General features: G+C 37.3%; 13 protein-coding genes. 7 read left to right on the forward strand and 6 right to left on the reverse strand.

Annotated elements, in window-relative coordinates; genetic code table 11:
- The first annotated feature begins 51 nt into the window (after positions 1-51).
- The 6 genes from AC23ME_RS08845 (at position 52) to AC23ME_RS08870 (ending at position 5,530) form a co-directional block, all read left to right on the forward strand.
- On the forward strand, positions 52-615 hold the full coding sequence (locus AC23ME_RS08845; protein WP_487727746.1) for an L-threonylcarbamoyladenylate synthase: 564 nt from the start codon (positions 52-54) through the stop codon (positions 613-615).
- Positions 616-692: 77 nt separating this feature from the next.
- A complete protein-coding gene (locus AC23ME_RS08850; RefSeq protein ID WP_487727393.1) occupies positions 693-2,135 on the forward strand; it encodes a CCA tRNA nucleotidyltransferase in 1,443 nt (480 codons plus the stop codon).
- Between the two features lie 110 nt (positions 2,136-2,245).
- Positions 2,246-2,899 (forward strand): IS1096 element passenger TnpR family protein, encoded by a 654-nt coding sequence (locus AC23ME_RS08855; RefSeq protein ID WP_487727394.1) that lies wholly within the window; start codon positions 2,246-2,248, stop codon positions 2,897-2,899.
- Between the two features lie 51 nt (positions 2,900-2,950).
- The gene (miaA, locus tag AC23ME_RS08860; protein ID WP_487727395.1) at positions 2,951-3,898 is read left to right on the forward strand and encodes a tRNA (adenosine(37)-N6)-dimethylallyltransferase MiaA; all 948 of its coding nucleotides are present in this window, start codon (positions 2,951-2,953) and stop codon (positions 3,896-3,898) included.
- Positions 3,899-3,981: 83 nt separating this feature from the next.
- Positions 3,982-5,013 (forward strand): LLM class flavin-dependent oxidoreductase, encoded by a 1,032-nt coding sequence (locus AC23ME_RS08865; RefSeq protein WP_487727396.1) that lies wholly within the window; start codon positions 3,982-3,984, stop codon positions 5,011-5,013.
- 139 nt (positions 5,014-5,152) lie between these two features.
- Complete coding sequence (locus tag AC23ME_RS08870; protein ID WP_487727397.1) at positions 5,153-5,530, forward strand: DUF423 domain-containing protein; 378 nt, start codon at positions 5,153-5,155, stop codon at positions 5,528-5,530.
- A 464-nt stretch (positions 5,531-5,994) separates the two neighbouring features.
- On the opposite strand, the gene AC23ME_RS08875 is transcribed toward AC23ME_RS08870, so the two are convergent.
- Both AC23ME_RS08875 and holA read right to left on the reverse strand, forming a co-directional pair.
- Entirely contained in the window at positions 5,995-8,541 is a 2,547-nt protein-coding gene (locus tag AC23ME_RS08875; RefSeq protein WP_487727398.1) for a zinc-dependent metalloprotease, read from the reverse strand.
- A 162-nt stretch (positions 8,542-8,703) separates the two neighbouring features.
- On the reverse strand, positions 8,704-9,723 hold the full coding sequence (gene holA / locus AC23ME_RS08880; protein WP_487727399.1) for a DNA polymerase III subunit delta: 1,020 nt from the start codon (positions 9,721-9,723) through the stop codon (positions 8,704-8,706).
- A 133-nt stretch (positions 9,724-9,856) separates the two neighbouring features.
- Between holA and AC23ME_RS08885 the strand changes: the two genes are divergently transcribed.
- Positions 9,857-10,318, forward strand: coding sequence for a type I restriction enzyme HsdR N-terminal domain-containing protein (locus tag AC23ME_RS08885; RefSeq protein ID WP_487727400.1), 462 nt, complete (start codon positions 9,857-9,859; stop codon positions 10,316-10,318).
- A 315-nt stretch (positions 10,319-10,633) separates the two neighbouring features.
- Here the strand turns inward: AC23ME_RS08885 and AC23ME_RS08890 are convergent, their stop codons facing one another.
- The 4 genes from AC23ME_RS08890 to AC23ME_RS08905 all read right to left on the reverse strand — a co-directional run bounded on the left by AC23ME_RS08890 (position 10,634) and on the right by AC23ME_RS08905 (position 14,744).
- On the reverse strand, positions 10,634-12,535 hold the full coding sequence (locus AC23ME_RS08890; RefSeq protein ID WP_487727401.1) for a class II glutamine amidotransferase: 1,902 nt from the start codon (positions 12,533-12,535) through the stop codon (positions 10,634-10,636).
- Positions 12,536-12,649: 114 nt separating this feature from the next.
- Positions 12,650-13,474: a glutamate racemase gene (murI, locus tag AC23ME_RS08895; protein ID WP_487727747.1), complete on the reverse strand. Its 825-nt coding sequence runs from the start codon at positions 13,472-13,474 to the stop codon at positions 12,650-12,652.
- Positions 13,475-13,533: 59 nt separating this feature from the next.
- A complete protein-coding gene (locus AC23ME_RS08900; protein ID WP_487727402.1) occupies positions 13,534-14,127 on the reverse strand; it encodes an OmpH/Skp family outer membrane protein in 594 nt (197 codons plus the stop codon).
- A gap of 86 nt (positions 14,128-14,213) precedes the next feature.
- Entirely contained in the window at positions 14,214-14,744 is a 531-nt protein-coding gene (locus AC23ME_RS08905) for an OmpH/Skp family outer membrane protein (RefSeq protein ID WP_487727403.1), read from the reverse strand.
- Positions 14,745-14,769 lie beyond the last annotated feature (25 nt).

Raw genomic sequence — 14,769 nt, forward strand, 5'->3', positions numbered from 1 at the left:
TAAATTAGGTAGATAAGCTTCATTTCTAATGCTTAACTTTGTAAAATGGCGATGAGAGAAGAAATCAATAAAGCTTTAGAGGTACTAAAAAATGGCGGGGTAATTCTTTATCCTACAGATACGGTTTGGGGTTTAGGTTGCGATGCAACTAATGTTGAAGCTGTTACCAAGGTAAATGAAATTAAAGGTCGCTCTGCAGATAAAAGTTTAATTGTACTGCTAGATACCGATAACAAACTACAAAGCTACGTGAATGATGTTCCTGAAGTTGCCTACGATTTGATTGAATACGCGGAAAAGCCTCTGACGGTAATCTTTTCTAATGCAAAAAACTTAGCTTCAAACGTTATCAATTCAGACGGAAGTGTGGGCATAAGAATACCAAAGCACGATTTTTGTCAGCAGTTAATTCAGCGTTTCCGCAAACCTATTGTTTCTACGTCAGCAAATATTAGTGGCGAACCTACACCAAAGTTCTTCGATGAGATTAGTGAGGATGTTAAAGATGCAGTAGACTATATTATAGATTTAGAACAGGAAGATAGAACGCCAAAACAACCTTCAACTATTGTTAAATTAGGTTCTGGCGGGCAGTTTGATTTTATAAGAAAATAATTCAATTGACGATTTTAGATTGACGAAGTACGATTTCAGCACGAATTGCTATTAGGTTTTTCTTAACTTTGCCACCTATGCAAACCAATCCACAGCCTCAAGATGTTAAGTCCCTGTTGGGAAGTATTGAGGCTTCTATCTTTAAAATCTTGGCTGAAACTGCCGAGAATACAAATACCGAAACCTACGTTATTGGTGGCTTTGTACGGGATATCTACCTTAAAAGACCTTCGAAAGATATAGACGTAGTAGTTTTGGGCAATGGAATTGCATTTGCAGAAAAAGTTGGTCAGAAATTAAAAACCAACGTTGCCGTGTTTAAAAATTTCGGCACTGCCATGTTAAAGCATGAAGATTTAGAAGTTGAGTTTGTTGGTGCACGTAAAGAAAGTTACAGAGCCGATTCCCGCAAACCAATTGTAGAAAATGGCACTTTAGAAGACGATCAGTTACGCCGCGATTTTACTATCAACGCTTTAGCGATATCCTTAAATAAGGCAAATTATGGTGAAGTTGTAGATCCATTTAATGGTTTAGAAGACTTAGCAAATAAGTTAATCCGCACACCTTTAGACCCTATAGTTACATTTTCTGATGATCCTTTACGAATGATGCGGGCCATCCGCTTTGCGACACAGTTAAATTTTGAAATAGATCAAACGGCAATTGATGCCATCAAATCTCAAAAAGAACGCATTAAAATCGTATCGAAAGAAAGAATTAGCGACGAACTGAATAAGATCATCCTTGCTAAAAAACCTTCCATCGGTTTCAACTACCTTTTTGACACAGGTTTACTAGAATTGATTTTCCCTCAAATGGCTAAATTATATGGTGTAGATATCATTAAAGGCAGAGGTCATAAGGATAATTTTTATCATACACTACAGGTTTTAGACAACATTTGTGAAACGACCGATGATTTGTGGCTGCGCTGGGCTGCTATCCTCCATGATATTGCAAAACCCGCTACCAAACGTTTCGAAGAAGGCCACGGCTGGACTTTCCACGGTCACGAAGACAAAGGCGCTCGCATGGTTCCGCAGATATTTGCACAGCTTAAACTTCCTTTAAATGAGAAGATGAAATTTGTGCAGAAGCTGGTATTACTTCACCTACGTCCAATTGTATTAGCACAAGATAAAATTACTGATTCTGCTGTACGTCGTTTACTTTTCGAAGCCGGAGAGGACATAGAAGCGCTGATGCTACTTTGCAATGCCGATGTAACGACAAAGAACGAATATAAAATCAAAAAATACCGTAACAACTTTGAGCTTGTAAAACAGAAGATTAAAGATGTTGAAGAGCGAGATCAATTACGTAACTGGCAACCTCCTATATCTGGTAACGATATTATGGAAACTTTTGGTTTAGCTGCTGGAAAAGAAGTTGGCATTTTGAAAAATGCTATCCGCGAAGCGATATTAGAAGGTGATATTACCAACAGTTACGACGAAGCTTTTAAATTTATGCTCGAAAAAGCTAAAGATTTGGGCTTAAAAGTTGCAGATAATTAAACAATTAGTTGATGTTTTGAGTTTCTACATTTAACAATTGAGCAATTAATCAATTTAACAATTACATTTTTTTCATAATTTTACGAGCGAAACAAAGCATTTTATAGCACATGGCAATTTATAGATTTAGAATTTCTTTTGAAGATTACGACGATATTACCCGCGAAATAGACATCAAAAGCAACCAAACTTTCGAAGATTTACATAGAGCCATACATCGTAGTACCGGATACAATGCTGATAAAGCATCGTCATTTTATGTAAGTACAGATAACTGGATTAAAGGTGATGAAATTGCCATCCATCCTACGCAGCGTAAGATTGACAATGGTGTAATTTTAATGGAAAAATCGAAGTTAAGCGCTTTTATTGAAGATCCTCACCAAAAATTTTACTACATCTATAATTTCGAACGTCCTTACGATTTCCACGTTGAACTGATCAAAATTATTCTTGATACCGACCCTAAAATCGAATATCCTTACTTGGTTAAAAGTGTTGGAGAAGCACCAAAAATTATTGACAAAAACAATGTTGCTCAAATTGCTACTGGAACTGCCGCAGCAGAAAGTGATTTCGATTTCTTAAATGAAATGGATTTCGTGCCAGAAGATACGGAAGAACTAGAAGCAATGGGCGGAAGTGGTATTAATACCCAAGAGAAATCTGACGATGATGAAGATGAGCAAGATGATGAGTACGGCGATGGCGAAGATGATGAATATGGGAATGACGACTACGGTAACGATAAGGATAACTATTAATCCTTAGCATTTTTAAAGCGTTTTTGTTGGAATAATTTTATTTAATAATCAATGTTATCTATTAAATCCAACAATCCTGAAAGTCCACCTCAAAAAACTTTAATTGTTGTAGTTGGGCCAACGGCTATTGGTAAAACCGCATTAGCGATTGAGCTGGCAAAACATTTCCAAACAGAGATTATTTCTGCAGATTCTAGACAATTTTTTAAAGAAATGAGTATTGGTACAGCCAAACCTTCTGAAGAAGAATTGGCTGCTGCAGCACATCATTTCATTAATTCGCATAGTGTAACCCAGCTTTTTAGCACCGGAGATTTCGAAATACAGGCTTTGGATTTGATAGAGAAACTGTTTGTCAAACATGATGTTTTGGTAATGGTTGGTGGATCTGGTCTGTACATTAACGCTGTATGCAATGGCTTAGATGATATGCCTGATATCAACTTAGACATCCGTGAGCAACTGAACCAACAATTTGCTAACGAAGGGATTGAAGCTATCAGAAAGCAATTGGCAGAATTAGACCCCGAATATTTTTCAAAGGTAGACCAAAGCAATCCGCAACGAATGATACGTGGTTTGGAAGTGGTATTATCTACAGGCCAGAAATTAAGTTCCTTTCTTACATCTAACAAAAAAGAACGTCCATTCAATATCATCAAAATTGGTTTAAACACCGATAGAGAAAAACTGTACAATCAAATTAACCACAGAGTGGATATTATGGTACAAAATGGCTTGATTGAAGAAGTAAGGTCATTGGAGACTCACAAGGAGCTTAACGCGTTAAAAACTGTGGGCTATTCCGAAATTTTCGACTATCTAGATGGCAAAACTGATTTACCAACCGCCGTAGATAAGATTAAACAAAACACCCGTCGCTTTGCGAAAAGACAATTAACTTGGTTTAGGAAAGACACAGACACAACTTGGTTTGAACCTGCACAAAATGAAGAGGTGATTAGATTTGTTAATCAAAAATTACATCTCAATAATTAGTTAAACACCAATCATTTCTTAACATACATCAAAAACTTTACGATATAGATAGAGTTATCTTTGTATCAAATAAAAGGAACAATATGGAATTAGGTATTGGAATGTTTGGCGATTTACAGATTAACGCCAAAGGCGAAGTACAATCGGCACAACAACGTTTACAAGAAATTATAGCAGAAATTAAGCTGATGGATGAAGTTGGCTTAGATTTTTACGGTATTGGCGAACATCACAGACCAGACTACGCTGTTTCTGCACCAGAAATTATTTTAGCGGCAGCAGCAACTGTGACTAAAAACATCAAATTAGGAAGTGCAGTTTCTGTCTTAAGCTCGTCAGATCCTGTTAAATTATATCAAAGTTTTGCTACTGTAGATTTAATTTCTAATGGTAGAGCCGAGTTAATGGCTGGTCGTGGAAGCTTTATCGAGTCGTTTCCATTATACGGTCAGAACTTAGCAGATTACGATGCCTTGTTTGAAGAGAAACTAAACCTCTTGGTAAAAATTAACGAACAGGAAACTATTTCTTGGAAAGGAAAATTTAGACCAGAGTTAAAAGAACAACAGATTTTACCTCGTGCGGTAGATAATAATTTGAAAATTTGGGTAGCCGTTGGTGGCACTCCGGCATCAGTTGTTAGAGCTGGCAAATTAGGTTTACCAGTAATGTTCGCTATTATTGGTGGTAATCCAGAACAGTTCCAGCCTTTGTTTGATTACTATAAGCAAGCTTACGAAGATGCAGGGCACGACATGGGTAAGTTCCAAGTTGGTGTGCACATGCACTCGTTCTTTGGAGATGACAGTCAGGCTACGGCTGATTACTACTACCCTTTTTATTCTGCACAGATGGATAGAATTGGGAAATCTAGAGGCTGGCCACCGTTTCAACGTGGGCAATATGATTACGGAAGATCGAAACATGGCCATTTAATTATTGGTGATGCTAACGAAACTGCAGAAAAAATTATTATGATGAACGAATTGTTTGGATTAGCCAGGTTTTCTGCACACATGGATGTTGGTGCCCCGTCTCACGATCACATGATGAAATCTATCGAGATTTACGGCGAGAAGATTGCGCCGCAAGTAAGAAAAGCATTGGCAAAATAATAAGCTATTATCGTCATTGCGAGGTACGAAGCAATCTTAAAGCGATAGGTTAAAAATCCTGTCATAGTCGTAAGATTGCTTCGCACCTCGCAATGATGACATTTTTTAGTCGCTACAAATTTATAACTACCTTTACCGCATGACTAACAACTGTGCAATTATTACTGGTGCCTCATTCGGATTATTATCAATCGTATTTGGTGCCTTTGGCGCACACGCCTTAAAGAAAGTATTGTCGGCAGAAAAACTAGCATCTTTTGAAGTTGGTGTACGCTATCAAATTTACAGCGCTTTATTCTTGATCCTCATTGGCTACAATGCAAATTTTGAGCTTAGCTTAATCAACTGGGCCTATTATTTAGTCACCATTGGCACTGTTCTTTTTTCGTTTAGCATTTACTTACTTTCCTTAGCCGAATACTTGAAGAAGAACTTTAAATTTCTTGGCCCCATTACACCTCTTGGCGGATTATTGATGATTTTAGGCTGGGGATGTCTGTTGCTTTCTGCAATTTAAAATATAGTGATTGCAACTTTCTGACGATATTTTTTTTGGAAAACAATGCTGGTAGCATTTGGCAATTATAGCCCTGCTTTTCGCTACTATCTTTTTGTCACATTTCTCCGTCATTTCGAACGCATGTGAGAAATCTCTAACTAAAACGCTTCTTAAAAACAGATTTCTCCTCATACTTCGTCGAAATGACGCACCAAAAAGTATATCCGCTGCAATACAGGTTTAATTAACAAAGGCAATGGTTCTTTTTGCATTTTGTTGGGCAGGTGCTAAACGGCAGTTTCATTGTTTCATAGCCCCGATTAAAGCGGCAGCCCCGAGAGTGCACTGGGAAAGAGCGTAAGCGAACGAGGGCTACAGCGGAAAGCGGGACAGGCGATAATAGCAACACTAGCTTTGCGCTCCAAAAACAAAAAATCCCCCGATATGTACTATCGGAGGATTAGAGAATTATTTAAGCTTTCTTATTTTTTGCTGTCTAAAGCTTTTTCAATACGATCTGACAAATCTTCTAAGTGATATTTACTTAAAGAATCTGAAGTTGAATTAGCTTTAATTGCTTTATCTAACTCACGTAACTGTCCTTTAACTACAGACACAGCATCAGTTTGGCTTGCAGATAAACCGCTAGGAGCAGCGCTCCTACCAAAAGCAGCAGCTAAACTGGTTGGCGCAGCTGGAGGATTGATGATTGTAATTAATCTATCTACGTAAGCTTTTTGCAAGTTTCTACGATATACATCTATAGCAGCCCCGCCTTTCAATTCAGTAAAGATTGAAGCATTTAAATCTTTGAACAAGTCAGAGATTTTGTAGGCAGTTGCACCATCTGCAGCTTCGGCAGCAATTAAATTACCTAATACTCTTGTAGAAATTACTCTGTTTAAAGCTGCATTTTGCAATTTAGAAACCACTACTAATGGACTTTCGCTGATGTTATCTAAAATAGTTTGATCTAACAACCATTTAGGCGTAGTAAATACTTGTGCACTTAACCAAGTTGCCGCTTCTTTTTGCGTAGCTGCTGGAGTGCGTTCGTAAATTACACCTACTTGATCTACAGTTTTTGGATTTTCGTAAATACCACCAATGTTTTTACTTACGTGACCAATGTAACGACCAAATTGAGTTGTTAACTGACCGTACATATTACTTAATTCATCGTAGTTTTCACCAGGTTGTTTAGTCCAAGTTTTTAAGTTTGCTACAATTACTTTTAAGTTTTTAATACCATAGTCACTCGCTTTCATAGCGTTATCGCTCAAATCCTCACTTTGCGAATGTGGATCGTCTGGATTAGTTTCAGTACCGAACCACAAGCGTCTATTCTTCGCAGATTCTAGTGTCATCTTATCCAATATCTTCATATCAGAAGTTACGTTTTTGCTATCTGGGAAATATCTGTATCCCCATTCAATTGCCCATTTGTCGTAATCGCCAATACGTGGATATAAACCTACTTTAGAGATATTATCTTCTGGTTGCGCTACGTAGTTGAAACGAGCATAGTCCATGATAGATGGTGTATGACCGTTTTCTTCGACCCATTTCTTGTTACGTAAGTTCTCTACAGGAACAGTTGAACTTGAACCGTGGTTGTGACGTAAGCCTAAGGTGTGACCAACTTCGTGAGAAGAAACAAAACGGATCAAATCGCCCATTAACTCATCGCTGAAGTTAACCGTACGAGCTCTCTTGTCTACCGCTGCTGTTTGGATGAAATACCAATCGCGAACCAACTTCATTACGTTGTGGTACCAGTTGATATGGCTTTCCATAATCTCGCCAGTACGTGGATCTGAAATACTCGGACCACTTGCGTTTGGAATTTCTGATGGCTTGTAAACGATGGCCGAGTTACGAGCATCATCTAAACTCCAAGTAGAATCTTGTGCTTTAGTTGGCGCCATTTTACCAATTACAGCATTTTTGAAACCAGCTTTTTCAAACGCTTTTTGCCAATCGTTAACACCCGCAATTAAATATGGCACCCATTTTTTAGGTGTAGCCGGATCGATGTAAAAAATAATTGGTTTAGCAGGTTCTACCAATTCGCCACGTTTGTATTTAGCCACATCTTGTGGTTTTGGCTCTAATCTCCAACGTTTTACCAATGCTAAATCTTTAACACCTTGTGGATTAGCATCAAAATCGGTGTAACCAATTGCGAAGTAACCTACACGTGGATCGAAATAACGAGCTTTCATAGGAACTTTAGGTAAAGCTACCAATGAAGTGTTAAGCTCTATGGTAATAGAACCTCCTGCTGCGCCGCCCATCATACCTCCAGGAGCACCAGTTGTAGGTGCAGCGCTCATGCTGTAAGTTTTAGTAACGTTAATTTCTGTATTAGTTGGGAAAGTTTTAATAGAATTGATAAAACTTCTGTCTGATAACTGAGCTCCTAAACGAAATCTAGTTTTCGCTGCAGGAGAAGAGAAATAAAACACATCGTTATCGCTATTGATGAAGTCTGTAGCATCAACTACAACACCTTTATTATCTTTAGCGTATGCAGCAACATTAAATGATGCAGCTATATTTTGCACTGTAGAGTTTTGTACGTTTCTGTACATTGAAGAGGTAGAATCTGGACTGTAGGCTCTAAAGCTAATTTTACGAATAAATAGCTTATTGTTTGGTCCTCTCTCAAATCTAATTACTGAAGAACCAATTTGGTCGCCAGCGTAAACTTGGTTGTCTCTAAGCGTAGCTGATGATTTTGAGATCCTGCTTACCACTAGAATATCTCTGTTTAATACAGAATCAGCAATTTCAAAGAAATACTTGTCTTCAATTTTGTGTGAGATCACTAAACCAAGTCTAGTTTGGGCCTTATCAGTAATTACCTGATTGTAAGGCTTAGGTTTTGCAGCTGCTGCAGCTCCCATAGCACCAGGTGCTCTACGGGTACTGTCAGAAGGAGTCGCTCCACCTTGAGTTGGCCGTTGAGCGTGCGCAAATGTTACCGCTCCAGCAACCAATAATAGGGTAAATAGATTTTTCTTCATCAATTTGTAGTATAAGTTAATTGTGAAGTAAAAATAAAAGAAGCGCTACGAAAAATTCAGAATTAGATATAACTTCTTAGTTACACGATTAAAAAAGCTAATCATCCATAGCTACGCAGATTCTAATATCAAAAGAAAGACAACATCATCTGTGGCAGAATTTTAATGCAAGATTTTAAATACCAGTTCTTTCAACAAATCTCCATCAGTAATATTGCCAGTACTATCCAAACCTTTGCTCTTCAAATCATACTCTCGTAATAAACTAATGATATCGAAGGTTTTGCCTGCATTGAAAGTTCTGGCTGCCACTTCGTAATCCTTAATAAAATACGGACTTACGCCAAGCTCCCTAGCCGCATCATTTTTATTAGGCAGGTAATGGTATTTTAATATCTTAGAAAAGTAAGAATTGAGATTGGCCATTACCATAATCATCGGGTTGGCCTTAGGATTTCCTGCAAAGTAGTTAATAATCTGATTGCTCTTTAACACATTACGACTAGCAAGTGCTTTTTGTAGTTCAAACACATTGTACTCCTTACTAATCCCAATATTGCGTTGAATATGATCTGTTTGAATAGTAGTAGCCTTGTCTATATTTAAACACAACTTTTCAACTTCGTTAGCAATTTTAGAAAGATCTGTACCTAAATATTCTGCCATTAAAGCTACCGCCTGCGGATCTATCTTGTAACCTTTAGTTTTGATATGATCCTCAATCCAGGGCACAAGTTTGTAATCTCTCACTGGATCACTTTGAAAAACGACACCATTGCTATTGATGGCTTTGTAGATTTTTTTACGTTTATCGAAATTGGAATATTTGTAGGCCAACACTAAAATTGTGCTAGGAAGTGGTTTCTCGAAATAAGCAAGAGTGAAATCGGCTTCTTTGCTTGCTCCCTCGTTTGCCCACTTCAAGTCCTGTGCTTCTTTTACGATAATCAACTGGTATTCTGACATCATTGGATAGCGCTTAGCTGCATTCATTACCGTAGCCATATCAGTATCTTTACCGTACAGTACAGTCTGATTAAAACCTTTTTCGCCATCTGACAACACATGCTTCTCCATATATTCTACGACTTGATCAATAAAATATGGTTCTTCGCCTTGCAACAAATAAACTGGTTTAAATTTTCTAGCTTTTAAATCCTTAATGATATCCTCGGCAGTCATGCCCAAAGTTACAAATTATAAAATGACAGAATGAGTGAATTTTGAATGATTAAATGTGCCAAGCCATTCTTTTAAGGTTGAATTTTCAACAATCTAGCAACGAACAATAAAACAATCTTATTTTTGACATCACATGTTCAACCCCACCCCGCTAAATTTGCCTTTTTATCCTTTTAAAATTACCCAAAGGGATGGCTTGCATTATATTTTTGATGAAGCAAGGAAAAAGCATTTAGTGCTCACGCCAGAGGAATGGGTGAGGCAGCATTTTATCAAATATCTTATCAAAGAAAAGCAATTTCCTGTTAGTTTAATGCAAATTGAAGGTGGCCTAAGTTTAAACCAGACCAGAAAGCGTAGCGATATTTTAGTTTTGACTAAAGCAGGTGACAAACTGATGGTTGTTGAATGTAAAGCTCCTTCAGTAAATATTACTCAGGCAACCTTTGACCAAGCGGCGAGATATAATTCTGTTTATAAGGCAAAATGGTTGGTGATTACTAATGGATTAAACCATTACTACGCTCAGATAGATCATGTAAATAAAGGTTTTTCTTTTGTGGAGGAATTGCCAGTGTACAGCTTATTAGTTTAGCAAGGATCTTCAACATATCGTCATTGCGATTTAAAATGTTCGTTGGCGAGGACGCCAACAAAAGCACTCAGAGATTTGCATCTCCGTCAACTTCTATCAAGTTTTACGTTGTTTGTTGATCGGATTTCAAATCCGCAATTCTTTAAGTTAAGACTGTATCGAGTTCATCTAATAATCCAACTCGCAAATTTCAAAACAGATTCTCCGCTGCGCTCTGAATGATAAGATCAATAAAGCAATGACGGCAAGTTGAATACAATAAAAAAAGGGAGAAATCTATTAAGACCTCTCCCTTTAATTTATTTTAAGCTTAGCTTAATAAGCTCTTTGGTTATTTCCTTCTTTCCAGTTAACAAAAGCTTTGTTTACTACCTTATTACCACCTGGTGTAGGGTAATCTCCAGAAAAGTACCAATCACCAACGTGATCTGGACAAGCCTCGTGTAAACCTTCTAAAGTTTGATAAATAACTTCAACTTCAGCAACCGTTTCAGCTGGCGTAATAATTTTAGCAATTTGATCTGAAATTTCCTGCGGTGTAAAAGGTTTATAAATCTCTTTTACATGATTTACAATTTCTTCTTTCGGCAATTCTAGAGAAGCTTTACATTTTTGATAAACTTCTTCAATAATATGCTCTTGCCCTCTTTGTTTCAACAATTGAATTGCTGCATCAAAAGCTACAAACTGCCCCATTTTAGACATATCGATACCATAGCAATCTGGGTATCTAATCTGCGGTGCAGAAGAAACAATTACAATTTTCTTAGGATGTAACCTATCAATTATTTTGATAATACTCTGTTTCAGCGTTGTACCCCTCACAATCGAATCATCTACAGCAACCAAAGTATCCGTATGATTTTTGATCACGCCATAGGTAGTATCGTAAACGTGAGCCACCATTTCTCCCCTATCTGCATCTGCAGTAATGAAGGTACGTAGTTTCACATCTTTAATCGCAAGTTTCTCTACACGTGGTCGCATCGATAACAACTCATCTAAAGCGGTGTCATCTAAAACCTCCTTACGTTTCAACAAAGTTTCCTTTTGCACATCTCTAATGTATTTGTGCAAACCATCTACCATGCCATAGAAAGAAACTTCGGCGGTATTTGGTATAAATGAGAAAACCGTGTTTTTTAAATCGTGGTTAACTGCTTTTAATATAGGATCACACAACAATTCTCCAAGCTTTTTACGCTCTTTGTAAATATCGGCATCGCTACCTCTTGAAAAATAAATACGCTCAAACGAACATGCTTTCTTTTCTAAAGGTTCGCGGAACATTTCTTCTGTTACCGTACCATCTTTTTTGATAATTAGAGCATGACCTGGCTTAATCTCTTTTACATTATTGATCTGCACTTTAAATGCAGTCTGGATCGCTGGTCTTTCTGAAGCAGCAACAACTACTTCATCATCTACGTAATAAAACGCTGGGCGAATACCTGCTGGATCTCTCATCACAAAAGCATCACCGTTACCAACAATACCAGACATAGCATAGCCACCATCCCAGCTTTTTGCCGAACGCTTTAAAATATTTGCGATATTTAAGCTATCTGATATTTTTTGAGTAATCTCAACGTTAGTTAAGCCATCTTTTTTGTATTCGTCAAATAATGCCTGATTTTCATCATCTAAAAAGTGACCTATTTTTTCCAATACTGTAACGGTATCAGCTTTCTCTTTAGGATGCTGACCTAGCTCATATAACTGCTCTAACAGTTCGTCTACATTGGTCATGTTAAAGTTACCGGCAATCACCAAGTTCCTTGTCATCCAATTATTTTGGCGTAAAAAAGGATGACAATTTTCGATACTATTTTTGCCGTGGGTACCATAACGTAGATGCCCCAACAATACCTCACCAATAAAGCTTACATTTTGCTTCAAAAACTCGGTGTCCTTCATCAGCTCAGGAGTTTCTTCCTGTATACTAACAAATTTGTTTTGCACGTAACCGAAAATATCTGCAACGGCATTTTGGGCCATTGAGCGATAGCGGCTAATGTAGCGGCTACCCGGTTTCATGTCTAATTTAATGGTTGCAATACCTGCTCCGTCCTGACCACGGTTGTGCTGCTTTTCCATCAACAAATACAATTTGTTTAGGCCGTAAAGTGCTGTACCGTATTTTTCTTGGTAGTATGAGAGAGGTTTTAACAAGCGGATAAAGGCTATCCCGCATTCGTGTTTGATTTGTTCGCTCATTGATTGTGAATGAAGGTGCAAATTTACCCTTTTATATATTCAAAACCTAGTGAGAAACAATTAGAATTACTACGAATACATCATTTTTGTGTTATATTTTTGAGACAGAAAAACTTACAGTTTTATTTTTACTGTTTGAACTTCTTTCTCCAAAAAAACTGAAGCATGCTGATTGAAGGTTTCGGCATCGCCAGTGGTATAAAACAAAGTTTGTTCTTGCTTGCTTATCTTTTGGTCAATCTCTGGATGTCGCTGTAAATAATTTACTAAGCTTTCGGCAACAATATCGCCCTGCGAAACGACTTTTATGCTAGATGAGAGATATGCCTCTATCTTTGGCAACAGCAATGGATAATGTGTACAGGCTAGCAAAACCGTGTCAATCGAAGATGATTGTTCAAGCAACAAATCTAAATATTGCTTAACAAAGTAATCTGCACCATTGCCAGTATGTTCTCCATTTTCAATTAGTGGCACCCACATTGGGCAGGCCTGCTGGTAAACATTTACTTCTGGAAAAAACTTGTTGATTTCAATAAGATAGGATTCGGATTTTATAGTACCCCTAGTTCCTAAAACCCCTACCGATTTTGTACTACTCATTTCTCCTATTACCTCGGCTGTAGGCCTAATTACTCCTAAAACCCGATGATTCGGATACTTTTTAGGTAAATCTAACTGTTGTATATTTCTAAGTGCTTTAGCAGATGCGGTGTTACACGCCAAAATTACCAAGGGGCAACCTTGTGCAAAAAGCCATTCTACACACTCTAAAGTATATTGATAAACAGTTTCGAAAGAATGATCTCCATAAGGAGAACGAGCATTATCGCCTAGATAGATGTAATTGTAATTAGGTAATTTTTCAGCAATAGACTTAAATATGGTTAAGCCACCAAAGCCAGAATCGAATATACCTATAGAATTTTGGAAGTTCATGTGCATAAAAAAGCGGAATTAAGCTTACCTAATTCCGCCGTATTTATTTAATATTTTGATTAAGGCTTTTTAGCACCTGCAGCTGGTTTAGCAGCAGTTGGAGCAGTAGCCGAAATACCTAATTTAGCTTTTACAGCAGGAGTGATATCTTCGCCACCATCAAAATAAACCAAGTTATTGAAACCTTGAGATGCTGAAATATCAAATACGTAAGCTAAACCTTTTTCTTTTGAGATTGCATTGATAGCTGTAGCTACTTTTTGTTGCAATGGAGGGAAAACCTCAGCTTGTTTAGCTTCAACATCAGTTCTTGCTTTGTTACGAGCATCTTCAATTCTTTTTTGCAAATCTGTTAACTCAGTTTGAGCTTGTGTTAATTCCTTAACAATAACTTCTCTGTTTGCTTCGCTAAGTGTTCTCTCTTTTTCCTGAGCAGCTTTTAATTTATTTTGATACTCAGCGATCATTTTATCAATTTCAGCTTGCTTAGTTTTAGCTAAATTCTCGATAGTAGTTGAAACTGTTTTAGCTTCTGACCAAGTACCGAAAATCTCATCTGAATTTAAGTGACCAAATTTTTGCTGAGCGTTAACAACTTGTGTAGTTAAAAGTAATCCTGCCGCTACAAATAATCCTTTAATTAACTTTTTCATTTTTTATTTTTCCTAATGTTATTAATGTTTGTCTATTGGTTTCAATGGTATAAACGAGCTAGCAAGCTCGTTTTATTTTATGTGTGTTATTTTACTAAAGTACCAGGCTTATAACCTAATCTAATAATTACATCGTTACTGATATCGTAGTTAGCACTGGCGTAAATCATCATGGTGCTTTCACTGCTTTTATCAAAAACAAAGTCAATGTATTTGTTTTTTGCAACTTCTGCAATGGTTGAGGCAACTTTTTCTTGAATTGGCTTCAATAATTTAGAGCGAGTTTGAAATAAATCTCCCTCTGGGCCAAATTTCTGACGTTGCAATTCTTTTGCTTTTTTCTCTCTTTCGATGATATCGTTCTCTCTGCGTCTTCTCATATCATCAGTTAATAACACCTGATCTGCTTGATAGGCCTTATACATTGCATCCACTTCCTTGAAAACGTCGTCAACCTCTTTTTGGTATTGCTTAGACAAACCTTCAATTTGTGTTAATGATGACTTGTAATCTGGAACATGCTTTAAAATATACTCCGTGTCTACGTAAGCCATTTTTTGTGCCGATACTCCTAAAGCCATTAAGAGTAAAACGCTTGCTAAAAATATCCTTTTCATACTAAGATTTCTTTTTAATTGTGTG

Source organism: Pedobacter sp. T50_32 (assembly GCF_057652195.1).

Coding starts and splice junctions, on each gene's coding strand:
- AC23ME_RS08845 (WP_487727746.1), top strand. CDS start 52: ATGAGAGAAGAAATCAATAAAGCTTTAGAGGTACTAAAAAATGGCGGG.
- AC23ME_RS08850 (WP_487727393.1), top strand. CDS start 693: ATGCAAACCAATCCACAGCCTCAAGATGTTAAGTCCCTGTTGGGAAGT.
- AC23ME_RS08855 (WP_487727394.1), top strand. CDS start 2,246: ATGGCAATTTATAGATTTAGAATTTCTTTTGAAGATTACGACGATATT.
- miaA (WP_487727395.1), top strand. CDS start 2,951: ATGTTATCTATTAAATCCAACAATCCTGAAAGTCCACCTCAAAAAACT.
- AC23ME_RS08865 (WP_487727396.1), top strand. CDS start 3,982: ATGGAATTAGGTATTGGAATGTTTGGCGATTTACAGATTAACGCCAAA.
- AC23ME_RS08870 (WP_487727397.1), top strand. CDS start 5,153: ATGACTAACAACTGTGCAATTATTACTGGTGCCTCATTCGGATTATTA.
- AC23ME_RS08875 (WP_487727398.1), bottom strand. CDS start 8,541: ATGAAGAAAAATCTATTTACCCTATTATTGGTTGCTGGAGCGGTAACA.
- holA (WP_487727399.1), bottom strand. CDS start 9,723: ATGACTGCCGAGGATATCATTAAGGATTTAAAAGCTAGAAAATTTAAA.
- AC23ME_RS08885 (WP_487727400.1), top strand. CDS start 9,857: ATGTTCAACCCCACCCCGCTAAATTTGCCTTTTTATCCTTTTAAAATT.
- AC23ME_RS08890 (WP_487727401.1), bottom strand. CDS start 12,535: ATGAGCGAACAAATCAAACACGAATGCGGGATAGCCTTTATCCGCTTG.
- murI (WP_487727747.1), bottom strand. CDS start 13,474: ATGAACTTCCAAAATTCTATAGGTATATTCGATTCTGGCTTTGGTGGC.
- AC23ME_RS08900 (WP_487727402.1), bottom strand. CDS start 14,127: ATGAAAAAGTTAATTAAAGGATTATTTGTAGCGGCAGGATTACTTTTA.
- AC23ME_RS08905 (WP_487727403.1), bottom strand. CDS start 14,744: ATGAAAAGGATATTTTTAGCAAGCGTTTTACTCTTAATGGCTTTAGGA.